The organism is Luteibacter sp. dw_328 (assembly GCF_018449605.1).
Lineage (GTDB): Bacteria > Pseudomonadota > Gammaproteobacteria > Xanthomonadales > Rhodanobacteraceae > Luteibacter.
Map to the genome: position 1 here is coordinate 629,922 of NZ_JAAVUW010000002.1, position 17,724 is coordinate 647,645.

Annotated in this window: 7 protein-coding genes; all 7 read left to right on the forward strand. The window is 64.7% G+C overall.

Going from position 1 to position 17,724, the window contains the following annotated elements:
• Positions 1-16 precede the first annotated feature (16 nt).
• The 7 genes from smc (at position 17) to treZ (ending at position 17,721) form a co-directional block, all read left to right on the forward strand.
• A complete protein-coding gene (gene smc, locus HB634_RS07535) occupies positions 17-3,517 on the forward strand; it encodes a chromosome segregation protein SMC (protein WP_213948146.1) in 3,501 nt (1,166 codons plus the stop codon).
• A gap of 70 nt (positions 3,518-3,587) precedes the next feature.
• Positions 3,588-4,607 (forward strand): cell division protein ZipA, encoded by a 1,020-nt coding sequence (gene zipA, locus HB634_RS07540; RefSeq protein ID WP_231873917.1) that lies wholly within the window; start codon positions 3,588-3,590, stop codon positions 4,605-4,607.
• A 436-nt stretch (positions 4,608-5,043) separates the two neighbouring features.
• Positions 5,044-8,349 (forward strand): maltotransferase domain-containing protein, encoded by a 3,306-nt coding sequence (locus HB634_RS07545; RefSeq protein WP_213948147.1) that lies wholly within the window; start codon positions 5,044-5,046, stop codon positions 8,347-8,349.
• A 3-nt stretch (positions 8,350-8,352) separates the two neighbouring features.
• On the forward strand, positions 8,353-11,670 hold the full coding sequence (treS, locus tag HB634_RS07550; protein WP_213948148.1) for a maltose alpha-D-glucosyltransferase: 3,318 nt from the start codon (positions 8,353-8,355) through the stop codon (positions 11,668-11,670).
• Between the two features lie 20 nt (positions 11,671-11,690).
• Positions 11,691-13,853 carry a 1,4-alpha-glucan branching protein GlgB gene (gene glgB / locus HB634_RS07555; RefSeq protein ID WP_157504064.1) on the forward strand — a complete coding sequence of 721 codons (2,163 nt, stop codon included), beginning with the start codon at positions 11,691-11,693 and terminating at the stop codon, positions 13,851-13,853.
• 11 nt (positions 13,854-13,864) lie between these two features.
• Positions 13,865-15,973: a glycogen debranching protein GlgX gene (glgX, locus tag HB634_RS07560; protein ID WP_213948149.1), complete on the forward strand. Its 2,109-nt coding sequence runs from the start codon at positions 13,865-13,867 to the stop codon at positions 15,971-15,973.
• A complete protein-coding gene (gene treZ / locus HB634_RS07565; protein ID WP_213948150.1) occupies positions 15,970-17,721 on the forward strand; it encodes a malto-oligosyltrehalose trehalohydrolase in 1,752 nt (583 codons plus the stop codon). Before glgX ends, treZ begins: the two co-directional genes overlap by 4 nt.
• Positions 17,722-17,724: the final 3 nt, after the last annotated feature.

Consider the following 17,724-nt stretch of genomic DNA (forward strand, 5'->3'; position numbering starts at 1 on the left):
CCCAACGGAAACCATAATGCGTCTGACCACGATCAAGCTGGCGGGATTCAAGTCGTTCGTCGACCCCACCACGCTGCACCTGCCCACCAATATGACCGGCGTCGTCGGCCCTAACGGCTGCGGCAAGTCGAACATCATCGACGCCATTCGCTGGGTCATGGGCGAGTCCGCCGCCAGCCGCCTGCGCGGCGATTCGCTCACCGACGTGATCTTCTCCGGTTCCAGCGCGCGCAAGCCGGTGGGCCAGGCGACGGTTGAGCTCATCTTCGACAATAGCGATGGCACCATCCAGGGCGAGTACGCGAGCTTCGCGGAAATCTCGGTCAAGCGCATCGTCAGTCGCGACGGCCAGTCCTCGTATCACCTCAATGGCGCGCGCTGCCGCCGCCGCGACATCACCGACCTGTTCCTCGGCACGGGCCTGGGCCCGCGCAGCTATTCGATTATCGAACAGGGCATGATCAGCCAGATCATCGAGGCGGCGCCGGAAGAACTGCGCACCCATCTCGAGGAAGCGGCGGGCATCTCCAAGTACAAGGAACGCCGCAAGGAAACCGAGAGCCGGATCAAGGCCACGCGCGAAAACCTCGACCGCGTCCGCGACGTGCGCGACGAGGTGGAAAAGCAGCTCGACCACCTCAATCGCCAGGCCCGTGCAGCCGAGCGTTGGAAGGCCTTCAAGGAAGAGCACACCCACCGCGAAGCCGAACTGCGCGCGCTCGAATACCGCACGCTGCATCGCCAGCATGAGGGCGAGGGCTCGGGCCTGCGTGAGGCCGAGCTGGAGATCGACAAGCATCTCGCCGGCCAGCGCCAGATCGAAGCGCAGCTGGAAACCGTTCGCGAGCGCCATCAGGGCGCCAGCGAGCACCTGAACCAGGTGCAGGGCGAGGTGTACAAGGTCGGCGCCGAGATCGCGCGCGTCGAACAGCAGGTGCGCCACAACCGCGACCTCAGCGAACGCCTCACACGTTCGCGCGCCGACACCGAGCGCGAGTTCGAGGAATTGCAGGGCCACATCACGGCGGACCGCGAACAGGTGGAAACCCTGCGCATGGCCCTGGCCGAAGGCGAGCCGAAGCTCGAAGCCTTGCAGCAGATCCAGGACGAAACGGGCGAAGCACAGCGCGCCACCGAAACGAAGCTGGCCGACTGGCAGCAGCGCTGGGATTCACACACACGCGGCGCCTCGGAGTCGAGTCGCGCCGCTGAAGTCGAGCGGACCAAGCTGGCCTACCTCGATCGCCAGACCGTCGACCTGTCGCGCCGGAAGGAAGCGCTCGAGACCGAGCAGCGCGCGACCGATGTCGATGCGCTTCATGCCGCCTCCGAACAACTCGATATCGAACACGACACCCAGCGCGAGCGGGTCGAAACACTCGGCGGCGTCCTCGACCAGCACAAGGTGTCCTACGAGCGCGTGCTCGACGAAGAACGCCAGGTGCAGTCCTCGCTCAATGAAGCGCGGCAGCAACTACAGACGGCACGCGGCCGTCAGGCCTCGCTCGAAGCGCTGCAAAGCGCGGCTCTGGGCCAGGAAGAAACCGCTGCGAGCGGCTGGTTGTCGCGTCTCGGCCTCGATCGTTCGCGCCGTCTCGGCGAGTCGCTCCAGGTCGATGCCGGTTACGAATCCGCGGTAGAGACCGTGCTCGGCGGCGTGCTCGATGGCGTTCTCGTCGATGCCATCGCCGCACTGACCCCCGAATTCGAATCGCTCGGCAACGCCGATGTGGCGCTGTTCGCGAAAGAGCAGGCCGGTCCTGGCGCTGCCGGTACGCTGGCCGCTTATGTACGCGGACCGGTGGCAGCCATGGCGCTGCTGGGCAACGTTTTCATCGCCGATTCCGTCGAAGACGCCGCGGCCCGAGTTTCGTCGCTGTCCACCCACCAGTCCGTGATCACCCGCGATGGTGCGTGGATGGGTCCGGGTTGGGCCCGGGTGCTGCGCGCGCAGGGCAATCAGGTCGGCGTGCTGGCTCGCGAACGCGAGATCCGCCAGCTGGCTGAGCAGATCGAAACGCTGGAAGGCTCCAGCGAAGAATGGACCGAACAGCTCGAGACCTTGCGCACGCGCAAGTTCGAGACCGAACGCCAGCGCGACGACGCCCAGCGCGACCTGTATGCGGCCCATCGTCGGCTTTCCGAGCTGGCCGGCCAGTTGCAGAGTCATCGCGGCAAGATGGAAACCGCGCGCGCCCGTGCCGAAAAGGTCGGTGGCGAAATCAGCGTCATTCTCGAGCAGGTCGACGAACTCGCCAGCCAGACGCGCGATGCGCGCTCCCGTCTTGACGAGGCCGTCGGCCTCATGGGCGACCGCGAAGACGAGCGCCGCGGCCTCGAGAACGAGCGTCGCGAACTGCTCGAAGCGCGTGAGGAAGCACGCATCAATGCGCGCGAAGCGGCGGATCAGTCACACCAGCTTGCCCTCGGCATGGAGTCCAAGCGTGCGGCGCTGACCTCGCTCGAGCAGGCCCTGGCCCGTCTCGACACCCAGCTGCGCCAGGTCACCGCGCGCCGCGATGAGATCGACCAGCAGCTCGCTGCCGGGTCCGATCCCATAGCGGAACTCGAGGAGGAACGCCAGACCTACCTCGACCAGCGCCTGCTGGTCGACAAGCAACTCGTGGAAGCGCGCCGCGCCCTTGAGGATTGCGACGCCGAGTTCCGCCGCCTGGAGCAGGAGCGCCAGCGCACCGAGCACGTGCTCAACCAGGTGCGCGAGAACGTCTCCGAGAAGCGCCTCGCCGCGCAGGCCTTGCAGCTTCGCGCCGAACAGCTGGCCCAGGCGATCAAGGCCTCCGGCCTCGAACTCGAAGCGCTGCTCACCGAGTTGGCCGAAGACGCCGAACCCGACCACTGGCAGAAGCAGCTCGTCGACCTCGCACAGAAGATCGCCCGCCTGGAGCCGGTCAACCTGGCGGCGATCCAGGAACATGCCGAGCAGTCCCAGCGCAAGGAATACCTCGATGCGCAGCTGGCCGACCTGGTCAGCGCGATGGAAACGCTGGAAGGCGCGATCAAGAAGATCGACCGCGAAACCCGCCAGCGATTCAAGGAAACCTTCGACCGGGTGAATGCGGGCGTGCAGGAACTGTTCCCCCGCCTGTTCGGCGGCGGTCACGCCTATCTCGAGCTCACCGGCGACGACCTGCTCGATACGGGCGTGGCGATCATGGCGCGGCCCCCGGGCAAGCGTGTCAGCAACATCACGCTGCTCTCCGGCGGCGAGAAGGCGCTCACCGCGGTATCGCTGGTCTTCGCCATCTTCGGCCTCAATCCGGCACCGTTCTGCCTGCTGGACGAGGTGGACGCACCGCTGGACGAAGCCAACGTCGGCCGCTTCTCCGCCATGGTCCGTGAGATGAGCGAGAAGGTGCAGTTCATATTTGTCAGCCACAACAAGGCCACCATGGAAGCCGCGTATCAGCTGTGCGGCGTTACCATGCGCGAACCGGGTGTGTCCCGCCTGGTTCAGGTCGACCTCGCCGAAGCCTCCAAGCTCGTCGGCGTGGCTTAAGTACTAAACAAGGAATCGAAGCATGAATCCCGCCATCGGCCTCGCCTGGAATCCCGCAGTAGGCATCCCGATGCTTTTCGTCGGCATCGTCGTTCTCGTGCTGATCTGGCTGTTCGGCCAGCCACGCAAGGAGCAGCAGGGCCGACGCAAGCCCGCACCGGAGACGCAGGAGCGCTCGCGCGAGCGCCGCGAGCCGGTGTTCAACGATGATGGCGACGACATCGGCGGCGAATCGTTCAGCGCCCGGGACGACCGTGCGTACGACGCGCACGACGGCAGGGAATTCAGCGCCCGCGATGAGGATGCCAACGATCCGCTGTTCCGTCCGTCGCCCCGCCAGGGCGAGCTGGACGTGGATCTGCGCGCCGAGCTGGAGCGCCTTGGCACCTCACTATCCGGTGACCGTGCGGCCATTCACCCGCCGCAGGCTTACGACGAGCCGCCTTCGCCGCCCGCTTCGCAGCATGTGCCGCAGCAGCGCGTCGAGCCGCGGCTCGACCTGCCGTTCGACCTCGACGAGCCCGTCGCCGCGGCACCGCCGCCGGCGCCTGTCCGGTCCCCGGCACCCGCGCCCGTTCCGGCGCCCGCACCGCCGCCGAAGGCCCCGCCGCGTTCCGACCTGGGTCGTCGTCCGTCGCACGCCCCGGTTGAGCGCATCGTCAGTCTTTACGTGGTCGCTCGCGAAGGCAGCAAATTCCATGGTTCCGACCTGGTCGTTGCCGCCGAAAAGGCCGGCCTCGAATTCGGCGACATGGGTATCTATCACCGCCTGGTCGACGGCCATCCGGAGCAGGGCCCCATCTTCAGCGTGGCCAACCTGACCAAGCCCGGTAACTTCGACATGGGCCGCATCGCCACCCTGCAGACCTCGGGCCTGTCGTTCTTCATGGCCCTGCCGGGCCCGGCTCCCGCCCTGGATGCCTGGGACGCCATGCTGCCGACGGCGCAGCGTCTGGCCGAGTTGCTTGACGGCCTCGTGCTCGACGAGGAACGCAACGCACTCGGTCGCCAGCGCATTGCGCATATCCGCGACGAGCTTCGGGGCTGGGACCGTGGCCACGAAGGCGAAGAGATCAAGTTCGGCCAGTAAGTTACCGCCGAAGAGGCTCGGATGGCTCGCTGCGCGAACTCATGCTTCCTACTGTAGGAGCCGATTCATCGGCGAACCCTCAGCGGTGATATTGCGAACGAGGCATTGCGTCGCATCGTGCGGGCGTTCAACCGCCCGCGCGATCACCACGACGCATCATTCGCAAACGCGACAGCCTGAGGGTTCGCCGCTGAAGCGGCTCCTACAGAAAGCAGCCTGGTCGTTCATCAAACCTCGACTGACGAAGCGGCGTGGCGCCTGTGCCGCACGCAACCTCAAGGTCCAACCCGGCCGCGACTCCCGCGCACAGCACGAGCGTCAGCGCACAACCCTCGCAAAAACCCACGTATTCACACTGCCGCAACACCCGTCTGCGTCACTGTGAATGCCTTCGCGTGCCCGGGTCCATTGGCACGATGCATACATCCGACCCGGCATGCTCGTACCAACTCCCGAGGAACACGAGTACATGTCGGCAAGCATGCGTGCGCCCCTTTGCATTTACTACCTGCATCCCCTGCTTGCAGGGCCGATGACCGCGTGGAGCCCCTGGATCGAGCACGCGGCCTCGCTGGGCTTCCGCCAACTGCTGATCGCACCGCCTTTCGAGGCTTCGGCCTGCGGTGATGTTTTCGTGACGCGGGATTTCGACAGGCTCAACCCCGCGCTCGCCGCCGATGGCGACGCGACGACACGACTCGGTCAGATCGCCAAGGCCTGCCGGGCGCAGCATATGGAGCTTTGGCTCGACCTGCCGCTGGACGAACTGGCGTCGGATTCGGCAGTGCGCGGCGAGCACCCCGACTGGTTCCGCGGGATCGCGGCCGAACACGGCACGCCTGATCCGCGGTGGACACCCAGCGAAAGTGACAGCGCCCGCTGGCGCCTCAACGATCCCACCGTGGCCGCCGCTGCCACCCAATGGTGGATCGAGCGACTTCGGCGCTGGGCCGCCGCAGGAGTGGCGGGCTTTCGTCTGATGCACCCCCAGCGACTCCCCGCGTCCCTGTGGAAGACGCTGATCGACGCTGTGCATCAGGAAGCGCCTGAGGCGGGTTTCCTGGCCTGGACCCCGGGCAGCACGCCGGATGACCTCGACGCGATGCGCGGCGCGGGCTTCGACGCCGTGGTCTCGTCGGCCGCCTGGTGGGACTTCAAGGCGGCCTGGTTCGCCGAGGAGGCTGTCAGGTTGCAGGCGATCGCCCCTTCGCTGGCCTGCACCGAGGAGCCGTTTGCCACTCGGCTGGGTGACGAACTGGGCGAAGAAAACCAGCTCGACCATGCGTATCGTCGCGCGATTGCCTTCGCAGCGACGGCGCCTGCTGGCTGGTTGATGCCGGTCGGCTTTGAATACGCCGCTCACGATGCACTCGATCCGCGACGTGGCAATGCCATCACTCCCGCCGAGCTGGCAGCAGGTGCCGTGCTGGACGTGACGGCGACCGTGAAAGCAGCGAATGCAGCGATCGGCGAACACCTCGGCGGCGTCCCCACCATCGTGACGCGCAAGGGTATCGCTGCGTTCCTCACTGTCGACGGCGCGGATCCCCGAACGGCTGACCGCGCCACCTTGACCCTGGTCAATGCCTCGCTCGATCGCGAAGCACCGCTCACGGCCGACGACGCCTTGATCGGCGACGCTTCCCACTTCGGTCCCTGGACCACCCCCGACGGCCGCAAGGTCTTCGATGAAGGCCATGGCGTCGTCCTGCATCCCGGTGCCGTCCTGACGTTGACAGCCGGTGCCGGCGTGCCGGTGAAACGCAAGATCGGTGCCTCCGCCCATAAGGATTTCATGCAGTCCGCCACCAAAGCCCCACGTATCGTTATCGAAGCCGTTCAGCCCACCGTGGACGGTGGCCGCTTTCCCGCCAAACGCATCGTCGGCCAGGCCGTCGATGTGACGGCCGACATCTTCGCGGACGGCCACGATGTCCTTGCCGCGCGTCTGCGCTACCGCGCGCTGGACGAAAAGGCCTGGCGCGAGGTCATGCTGGAGCCGGTGAATAACGACATTCACACGGCGCGATTCACACCAACGCGCATGGGCCGCTATGAGTTCCAGATCGAAGCCTGGCGCGATCCCTTCGCCAGCTATCGCCACGAGCTCGAGGTGAAGCACGAAGCCCACGTGCCTGTTGCTCTCGAGTTGGAGGAGGGCAGGCTACTCGTCGAGGCGCGTGCGAAGGATGCTTCGGGCGCGAAGGCGAAGGGTCTGCGTTCCCTTGCCACGGCTGTCGCCAGGGCCGAGGGCGATGAGCGCCTGGCGCTGCTGCTCGCCGACAGCACGCTGGAGCTGATGACGGCGACCGATCCGCGTGTTCGTTCAACGGTCACCGAATCGTTCCAGCTCGAAGTCGATCGGCGTGAGGCGGGTTTCGCCAGCTGGTACGAATTGTTCCCGCGCTCGATGACCGATGACAAGACGAAGCACGGCACCTTCCGTAACACGATCGCCCGCCTGCCGGCGGTTCGTGACATGGGCTTCGACGTACTCTATTTCCCGCCGATCCATCCGATCGGCACGGCCTTCCGAAAGGGACCGAACAACACGTTGACACCGGGCCCCGATGATCCGGGCAGCCCCTATGCCATCGGTTCGCCGGAGGGTGGCCACACGGCGATCCACCCGCAGCTGGGCACGCTCGACGACTTCCGCGCACTGCGTGACGCCGCTCACGAGCACGGCCTGGAACTGGCGCTCGATTTCGCCATCCAGTGTTCGCAGGACCACCCGTGGTTGAAGGAACATCCCGAATGGTTCGACTGGCGACCGGACGGCAGCATCCGTTACGCGGAGAACCCACCGAAGAAGTACCAGGACATCGTCAATGTCGACTTCTACGCCGAAGGTGCCGTGCCGTCGCTTTGGCAGGCACTGTGCGATGTCGTGCTGTTCTGGGCCAATGAGGGCGTGCGCACGTTCCGCGTGGACAACCCTCACACCAAACCCTTCCCGTTCTGGGAGTGGATGATCGCCCGCGTCCGCGCGAAGTATCCCGATGCGCTGTTCCTCTCCGAGGCGTTTACCCGCCCCAAGCCGATGTATCGCCTCGCAAAGGTCGGTTTCAGTCAGTCGTACACCTATTTCACCTGGCGCAACTCCAAGCAGGAGTTCGTCGACTACCTGACCGAGCTGACGACTACGCCGCCGAAGGATTTCTTCCGGCCGAACTTCTTCGTCAATACGCCGGACATCGATCCTTATTTCCTGCAGACCTCGGGCCGTCCCGGTTTCCTTATCCGTGCGGCGCTGGCGACCACGCTGTCCGGTCTGTGGGGCATGTACTCCGGTTTCGAGATCTGCGAAGCCGCGCCCATGCCTGGCAAGGAGGAGTACCTGGACTCGGAAAAGTACGAGATCCGCGTCCGCGACTTCAACGCCCCGGGCAATATCGTCGCTGAGATCACCCAGCTCAACGCCATCCGCCGCGCACATCCAGCGCTGCAGAGTCATCTCGGTGTGCGCTTCCTGCCTGCGAACAACGCTCAGGTGTTGTTCTTCGAGAAGCGCTCCGGCGACGACGTGGTCCTGGTAGCCATCAGCATGGATCCGCATAACGCCCAGGCTGCCGACCTTTCCCTGCCGCTGGCCGACTGGGGCTATGCCTCCGACGCCCAGCTCGATATCCACGACCTGCTTCACAACCAACCCATCGCCTGGCGCGGCGCCGATCAGCATGTGTGGCTCGGCCTCGGCCAGCCCTATGCGATCTGGCACGTGCGGCTTCCCGGAGTCTGATCCATGGCTACACGCGCCAAAGCAAAAAAACAGGCCGCCGCTCCCGATTTCTCGAGCGACCCGCTCTGGTACAAGGACGCCATCATTTACCAGGTGCATCTGAAGTCGTACTTCGACTCCAACGATGACGGTGTCGGTGACTTCCAGGGCCTGATCGAGAAGCTCGACTACATCGCGGAGCTGGGCGTGAACACGCTCTGGCTGTTGCCTTTCTATCCGAGCCCCCGGCGCGACGATGGCTACGACATCGCCGAGTACAAGGCGGTGCACGAGGACTATGGCAAGCTCGCCGACGTCAAGCGTTTCATCAACGAAGCGCATGCCCGCGGCTTGCGTGTGATCACCGAGCTGGTCATCAACCACACCTCCGACCAGCACCCCTGGTTCCAGCGCGCACGGGCGGCGAAAGCAGGCTCGGCGGCGCGGAACTTCTACGTGTGGTCGGATACGGACCAGGCTTACGACGGCACCCGCATCATCTTCCTCGACACCGAAAAGTCGAACTGGACCTGGGATCCGGTGGCTGGCCAGTATTTCTGGCACCGCTTCTTCTCGCACCAGCCGGACCTTAATTTCGACAATCCGGCGGTGCTGAAGGCGGTCCTCGACGTGATGCGCTTCTGGCTGGACATGGGCGTGGATGGCCTGCGTCTGGACGCCGTGCCGTACCTGATCGAACGCGAAGGGACCAATAACGAGAACCTTCCCGAAACGCACGACATCCTCAAGGTGATGCGCGCGGAAATCGACCAGCACTATCCCGATCGCATGCTCCTGGCCGAGGCCAACCAGTGGCCCGAAGACACGCAGGATTACTTCGGCAACGGCGACGAATGCCATATGGCCTTCCATTTTCCGCTGATGCCGCGCATGTACATGGCGATCGCGCGTGAAGACCGCTTCCCGATCACTGACATCATGCGGCAGACCCCGGCCATTCCGGAGAACTGCCAGTGGGCGATCTTCCTGCGCAACCACGACGAGCTCACGCTCGAAATGGTCACGGACAACGAACGCGACTACCTGTGGCAGACCTATGCCGCTGACAAGCGCGCGCGCATCAATCTCGGCATCCGTCGCCGGCTGGCGCCGCTGCTCGAACGCGATCGCCGCCGTATCGAACTGATGAACGCGCTGCTGCTGTCGATGCCCGGGACGCCGGTGCTGTATTACGGTGACGAGATCGGCATGGGTGACAACATTCACCTGGGCGATCGCGATGGTGTGCGTACGCCGATGCAGTGGTCGGTCGATCGCAATGGTGGATTTTCGCGCGCCGATCCCGCCAGCCTTGTCCTGCCGCCGATCATGGATCCGCTCTACGGCTACCAGGCGATCAACGTCGAGGCACAGTCCCGCGATCCCCATTCGCTGTTGAACTGGACGCGCCGCATGCTCGCCGTGCGCAAGCGCTACAAGGCCTTCGGGCGCGGCACGCTCAAGTTCCTGTACCCCGGCAATCGCAAGGTGCTCGCGTATCTGCGTGAGTTCGACGGCGAGCACGTGCTTTGCGTGGCAAACATGTCGCGTTCCCTGCAGGCGGTCGAGCTCGACCTCGCGTCCTTCGACGGCCAGGTGCCGATCGAAATCATGGGTGGATCGTCGTTCCCTCCGGTGGGGCAGTTGCCCTACCTTCTAACCGTGCCTCCGTACGGCTTCTATGCCTTCCAGATCTGCCCGAACGCGCAGATGCCGGAATGGCACGAGATTCCCGCCGAGCCCTTGCCCGACTACGAAACCCTGGTGGTTCGTGGTGCCCTTGTCGACGGCCCGGTGATGGCGCATCACCGTGGGGTTATCGAGAAGCAGGTGCTGCCGACCTACCTTGGTGTGCGCCGCTGGTTTGCGGCCAAGGATCGGGGTATCGAGTCGGTAAAGATTCTCTACGCCGTGCCCTGGCCCGATCGTGGCGACGATCTCGTGTTCACGGAAATCGAAGCAACCCTTGCCGACGGCGGCACCGAGCGCTACAGCCTTCCGGTCGGCATCGTCTGGGAAGACGAGAGTCCGACGGCGCGATCGCAGCAGCTGACGCTCGCGCGTGTGCGCCGTGGTCGCCGTATCGGCCTTCTCACCGACGGCTTCTCGCTCGAGGCGTTTGCATCCGGTCTGCTGATCGGCCTGCGCAACGAGGTGGAGCTACCGGTGAATCGCGGCTTCGTGCGTTTCGAACGCACGGATGCCTTCGACCCGGATGCCTTCGCCAGTGACGTTGAAAACCGCTGGATGACGACCGAACAGTCGAACAGTTCGATGATCCTGCACGACCAGGGCGTGTTGAAGCTGTTCCGTCGCACCTCGGCCGGGATCAATCCCGAAGTGGAGATGGGCCGTTTCCTCACCGAGAAGGGTTACGCCAACACGTCGCCGCTGCTTGGCGAGGTGGTACGTGTCGACGAACACGGCGATCGCACGACCATCGCTGTCCTACAGGGCTTTCTGCGCAACCAGGGTGACGCCTGGCGCTGGACCCTGGACTTCCTGCGTCGCAGCTATGACGAGTACAGCCACTCCAACGACGACGAGCGCCGTGCAGAAATCGAAGGCGGCTACGATGCATTCGCAGCCGCGGTGGGTACGCGTCTTGGCGAGCTGCACGCGCTGTTGGCGAAGCCTTCGGAGTTTCCGGCGTTCGATCCTGAAACGGCGACGGCAACCGTGGCGAATGCCTGGCGCGACAGCGTGCGTGAGCAGGTGAAGCGCGCGGTGGCTTCGCTCGATCATGCCACGGAGGTATCCGAAGGCGTTCACGGCGATATCGAGGCGGTCCATGGCCTGGTGGCCACCCTGGACAAGCACATCGGTGAGCTGTCGAAGGCAGGCGAGGGCGCGCTGCTCACCCGCACCCATGGCGATTTCCATCTGGGCCAGATCCTCGTGGTCCAGGACGATGCGTACATCATCGACTTCGAAGGCGAGCCGGCCCGTCCGCTGGAAGAACGCCGTGGCAAGCACACGCCCCTGCGCGATGTCGCCGGCTTCCTGCGCTCTCTGCATTACGCGGCCGCCATGGCCCGCCGTGGTGAAGACGGTCTGGCACCGGTGGAAGATGAGGGGTTCGGGCAGTACCTGGCCCGATTCCGTGCGCGCTCGTCGAGGGTTTTCCTGGAAGCCTACCGTGGCGTACTGGACGCGGCGCCCGTGCGCTGGGTCAATGCAGGCGACCTCGGGCCACTGCTCGAACTCTTCATTATCGAGAAGGCCGCCTATGAGGTCAGCTACGAGGCCGCGAACCGGCCGGGCTGGCTTGACGTGCCGCTGCGTGGCCTGCTCCATGCGGCCCGCGGCGACACCGCCACAGAACTGAAGGAGGATACGTGACCGACGCACGTAGCTACGGACTGACCGACGCCGCTGCGGTGGCCGCGCTGGTGCAGGGCCGCCACGGTGACCCCTTCGCCTTGCTTGGGCCGCACACGGTCGACGGACGGCGCGTTGTCCGCACCTTGCAACCCGGCGCGCTCGGCGTCGAGCTGATCGACGCGGCGGGTAAGCCGGTGGCGGAACTGCGGCGCGTTCATGACGGTGGTCTTTTCGCCGGGCACGCTCCCGACGACGCGAGGTACCGGCTGCGCGTTCGCTGGCCCGGGGCAAGCCATGACACACACGATCCTTACGGCTTCGGTACGTTGTTGGCCGACGACGATCTGGGACGGATGGCAGACGGGACACATGTCGAACTGTTCCGTGTTCTCGGTGCGCATCCCATCACGATCGACGGCGTGCACGGCGTGCGCTTTGCTGTCTGGGCGCCGAACGCGCAGCGGGTAAGCGTGGTCGGTGACTTCGACAGCTGGGACGGGCGTCGCCACCCGATGAGGAAGCGCGTTCCGTCGGGCGTGTGGGAACTGTTCGTGCCGGGCCTGCTCGCAGGCGCACGCTACAAGTACGAGATCTGGGGTGCCGACGGGTCGCTCACGCAACGTGCGGATCCCGTCGCACTGGCCGCGGAGCTACCGCCCGCGACGGGCTCCATCGTGGCTGACCCGACCGCCTTCCATTGGACGGATGGTGAGTGGTTGCGCAAGCGCGGCGCGTTACACCACGCCGGTTCGCCACTGTCGATCTACGAATTGCACGCGGGCTCCTGGCTGCGGGGCAAGGACAACGAAGAACTGCACTGGGACGACATCGGCGAACGGCTGATTCCGTATGTCGCCGGGATGGGCTTCACGCACATCGAACTCCTGCCGATTTCGGAGCATCCGTTCGGTGGCTCGTGGGGTTACCAGCCGCTGGGACAGTTTGCGCCCACGTCGCGTTTCGGCACGCCCGAAGCATTCGCCCGGTTCGTGGACCGCTGCCACGAAGCCGGGGTTGGCGTCATCGTCGATTGGGTGCCCGCGCATTTTCCCACCGATATCCACGGTCTGGCGCACTTCGACGGCACACCGCTCTACGAGCACGCGGATCCGCGGGAAGGTTTTCACCAGGACTGGAACACCCTGATCTTCAACCTCGGCCGTAACGAGGTGTCGGGTTTCCTTGTCGCGAGCGCGCTGGCCTGGCTCGAACGTTTCCATGTCGATGGGCTTCGTGTCGATGCCGTCGCGTCGATGCTCTATCGCGACTACAGCCGCAAGCATGGCGAGTGGGTGCCGAACAAGTACGGTGGCCGCGAGAACCTCGAATCGATCGACTTCCTGCGCCGGGTGAACCAGCTGGTCGCCGAACGCCATCCGGATTGCATGACCATTGCCGAGGAATCCACCGCGTGGCCTGGCGTGACCCAACCGGTAGCGCAGGGCGGCCTCGGTTTCACCTTCAAGTGGAACATGGGCTGGATGCACGACTCGCTCGACTACATGACGCACGATCCGATCCACCGTCGCTGGCACCACGGCGAGATGACCTTCAGCATGGTCTATGCCTATTCGGAGAAGTTCGTGCTCCCGCTGTCGCACGACGAAGTCGTGCACGGCAAGCGATCCCTCCTCGGCCGCATGCCTGGCGACGAGTGGCAGAAGTTCGCCAATTTGCGTGCCTATTACGGATTCATGTGGGGGCACCCGGGTAAGAAACTACTGTTCACGGGCGGCGAGATCGCCCAGCCGCGGGAGTGGAATCACGACGCCCAGATTGCCTGGGAGTTGCTCGATCATCCGCTGCACCTGGGTGTGCAGAAGCTGGTGCGTGATCTTAACCAGCTCTACGCCAGCACCCCGGCGCTGCATGCCTGGGATTCGGACCCGCGCGGCTTCCGCTGGGTCATCGGCGACGATGCGGAGCAGAGTGTCTTCGCCTGGTTGCGTATGGCCGACGGTGGGCGCACCGTTCTGGTGGTCAGCAACATGACGCCGACACCCCGGCATGGCTTCCGCGTCGGCGTGCCCGAAGGCGGCCGCTGGCGTGAGGCGCTGAACTCCGACGCGAGCGAGTACGGCGGGTCGGGCATCGGCAATGAAGGTGAACGCCATGCCCAGGTGGTGCCCGCCCACGGCTTTGGACAGTCGCTTGTACTGAGCTTGCCGCCGTTGTCCACGGTCATGTTCATCGCTGACTGACGAGGAAATCGATGCCTGCACTTCCCGAACGCATGCAATCGGGTACGCCCTATCCCCTGGGCGCCACCTGCGACGGCATGGGTACCAACTTCGCCGTGTTCTCCGCACATGCGGAGCGCATCGAGTTGTGCCTGTTCGATCCCTCCGGCAAGCGGGAGATCGCGCGCTACGACCTGCCCGAGTGCACCGATGAAACGTGGCACGGCTATCTGCCGCGTGTCCGTGGTGGCACGCTCTATGGCTTTCGTGCGTACGGGCCTTACGAGCCCGAGGAGGGGCATCGGTTCAATCCGAACAAGCTGCTCCTCGATCCGTATGCGCGCCTGTTGCATGGACAGGTACGCTGGTCCGACGCCCTGCACGGTTACCGTGTTTCCTCGCCGCGTGCCGACCTTTCCTTCGACCGGCGTGACAGTGCCGCTGCCATGCCGAAGGCCGTGGTGGTCGATGAGCCCATGCACTGGACCGGCGGCAACCGGCCGCACACGCCGTGGAATGAGACCATCATCTACGAGACGCATTTGCGGGGTTTCACGCGCACGCTGAAGCGTATTCGCCAGAACGAGCGGGGCACTTTCATCGCCCTCGCCGATCCCTACGTGATCGACTACCTGGTCAAACTCGGCATCACCGCGGTGGAGCTCTTGCCCGTGCACGCCTTCGTGCAGGACCGCCGCCTCACCGAGATGAAGCTGCGTAATTACTGGGGCTACAACACGCTGGCCTTCTTCGCGCCCGAGCCGGGCTACATGGCCGAAGGTGCGCTCAACGAGATACGCGCCGCGGTGCAGGCATTGCATGCAGCGGGCATCGAAGTGATTCTCGACGTGGTCTACAACCACACCTGCGAGGGCAGCGAGCTGGGTACGACGATGTCCTTCCGTGGCCTGGACAACAAGAGCTACTACCGTCTGATGCCGGACAATCCACGCTACTGCATCAACGACACCGGTACCGGCAACACGGTCAACACGGCCCACCCGCGGGTGATCCAGCTGGTGATGGATTCGCTGCGCTACTGGGTACAGACCTTCCACATCGACGGCTTCCGTTTCGATCTCGGCGTGAGCCTGGGTCGCGAGGAGCAAGGATTCGATCCCTGTTGCGGCCTGTTCGATGCGATGCGCCAGGATCCCGTGCTAGCCAACGTGAAATTGATCTCGGAGCCGTGGGACATCGGCCCCGGGGGTTATCAGCTGGGTAATCATCCGCCGGGTTTCGCCGAGTGGAACGGCCAGTTCCGCGACGACATCCGTAAGTTCTGGAAGGGCGATTCGAACATGCGCGGTATTCTTGCCGGCCGGCTCCAGGCATCGGGCGAACTGTTCGATCACCAGCGGCGAAAGCCCTGGGCCTCGGTGAACTTCGTGACCGCGCACGACGGCTTCACGCTGGAAGACCTGGTCAGCTACAACGACAAGCACAACGATGCCAATGGCGAAGAAAATCGCGATGGCGGCAACGATAACGAGAGCTACAATCACGGCGTCGAAGGCCCGAGCGACGATCCGGCCATTCGGATACCGCGCGAGCGCGTGAAGCGCGCCATGCTGGCGACCATGTTCTTCTCGCACGGTACGCCCATGTTGCTGGGCGGCGACGAGTTCGGTCGTACGCAACAGGGCAACAACAATGCGTATTGCCAGGACAACGAGCTGTCGTGGTACGACTGGAAGCTCGCCACGTCGGAGCAGGGCAGGGAACTCACCGACTTCGTTGCCCGGCTGTCACGCCTGCGCGAACAGCATCCTACGTTGCGCGCGGCGCATTTCCTGCGTGGCGATACCGAAGTGGCGCCGGGCATGCGCGAGGTGGCGTGGTTCGACGAGAGCGGCGCGGAGATGACCCAGGAAACCTGGGGTTATACCGAAGGTCGCCTCCTTGCCCTGCGCCGTGCCCAGGCGTACGGCGAGAAGCGCGCCGACGTGACCCTCGTGTTGATCAACGCGACGCCCGAAACCCACGTGTTCCATCTACCGGCACCGGCGGTCAGCTGGCGGATGCGCTGCAATAGTGCGTCGCCTGGCGCAACCGAGGTCGCGTGGACCGATTCGACCATTGCGGTCGAAGGGCACAGCGTCATCCTGCTCGGCTCGATCGTCCGGACGGAACCGGCATGAGCGCCCGCTTCGTGCATGCGATGCCCTATGGCGCGCGATCGCTGGGCGATGGGAACACCCGTTTCCGGCTCTGGGCCCCCGATCTGGACGCGGTGTCGCTCGAGTGCGACACCGGCCATACGGCGCCCATGCGGTCGCTTGACGATGGTTGGTTCGAATGCATCTGCCCGGCCGAGATAGGCGTGGGTTATCGCTTCCGGATCAATGCGTCGTTGGCCGTGCCCGACCCCGCGTCGAGGCGCCAGCGTGGCGGCGATGTGCATGGCTATAGCATCGTCACCGATCCTCTTGCCTTCGAATGGCGCAATACGGCGTGGAACGGAAGGCCCTGGCGCGAAACAGTGATCTACGAGCTCCATGTGGGCGTGCTCGGGGGATTTCATGGCGTCGAGATGATCCTTCCGCACCTGGTGTCGCTGGGCGTCACGGCGATCGAACTCATGCCTATCGCCCAGTTTCCCGGCGAGCGCAACTGGGGCTACGACGGTGTGCTTCCGTATGCGCCGGCGGACGCTTACGGTTCGCCGGAAGATCTCAAGGCCATGATCGACACGGCGCACGATCTCGGTCTGATGGTCTTCCTCGACGTGGTCTACAACCATTTCGGGCCCGATGGGAATTATCTGGGCGCCTATGCCTCGCGATTTTTCGACGAGGGCGTGCACACGCCCTGGGGTGCCGCGATCGGTGTCTCATCGCCGCAGGTCGGCGACTACTTCGTTCACAACGCGCTTTACTGGATCCAGGAGTTTCGCTTCGACGGCCTGCGTTTCGACGCCGTCCACGCGATCGGTAATCCCGGCTGGCTGTCGTCGCTGGCAAGCCGCGTCCACGCCGCCGTCGGACCGGATCGCCATGTGCACCTGATCCTCGAGAACGAGGCCAACCAGGCCAACTTGCTTGGCCGCGGGCGCTTCGACGCGCAGTGGAACGACGACTTCCACAACGCGCTGCACGTCCTGCTCACGGACGAGGGCGAGGGTTATTACGCTCACTACCAAGCGCCGATGGACAAGCTACTGAGGACGTTGCGCGAAGGCTTCGCCTACCAGGGCGAGTTGATGGGGGCACGTCGCCGCGGCGAACCGAGTGGGCACCTGGCGCCGTCGCGCTTCGTAAACTTTCTGCAGAACCATGACCAGGTCGGCAACCGCGCCTTCGGCGAGCGCCTGACGACGCTGATCGATCCCGCCACGATGGAAGCGGCACTGGCGCTGCTCTTGCTTGCCCCCTTCGTGCCGATGCTTTTCATGGGTGAGGAGTGGGCGAGTCGAACACCGTTCCTGTATTTCACCGATTTCAGCGACGACGAACTTCGTGACGCGGTGCGTGACGGCCGTCGCAAGGAGTTTGCGGCGTTCACCCGTTTCGGAGGCGAGGACATTCCCGATCCGAACGAGTACGACACGTTCACCGCGTCGATTCCGGAGCGCGATATCGCGCACGGTGAGCATCGACGCCTGTTTATCCGTGACCTGATTGCGCTGCGCCACAAATATGTGGCGCCCTACATCGACGACGCACGTAGCCTCGGCGCGATGCCTCTGGGCGAGCACGCCCTCAAGGCGTCGTGGTCGCTCGGCGGCCAGGTTCTGACCGTCTTCGTCAACCTCGGCAACACCGACGTCACCATCGCGCAGCCACCATCGCCCTCGGCGGCGTGGTTGCATGGCGACGCCGCCGAGATTGCCTCTGTATCGCGCGGCCTGCTTCCGGCACGCCGCACCGTTGCCTGCCTGGAGTCCTGAGCC

Bases quoted from the DNA above. Each gene is read 5' to 3' on its own strand.
- smc (WP_213948146.1), top strand. From the start codon at position 17: ATGCGTCTGACCACGATCAAGCTGGCGGGATTCAAGTCGTTCGTCGAC.
- zipA (WP_231873917.1), top strand. From the start codon at position 3,588: ATGCTTTTCGTCGGCATCGTCGTTCTCGTGCTGATCTGGCTGTTCGGC.
- HB634_RS07545 (WP_213948147.1), top strand. From the start codon at position 5,044: ATGCTCGTACCAACTCCCGAGGAACACGAGTACATGTCGGCAAGCATG.
- treS (WP_213948148.1), top strand. From the start codon at position 8,353: ATGGCTACACGCGCCAAAGCAAAAAAACAGGCCGCCGCTCCCGATTTC.
- glgX (WP_213948149.1), top strand. From the start codon at position 13,865: ATGCCTGCACTTCCCGAACGCATGCAATCGGGTACGCCCTATCCCCTG.
- treZ (WP_213948150.1), top strand. From the start codon at position 15,970: ATGAGCGCCCGCTTCGTGCATGCGATGCCCTATGGCGCGCGATCGCTG.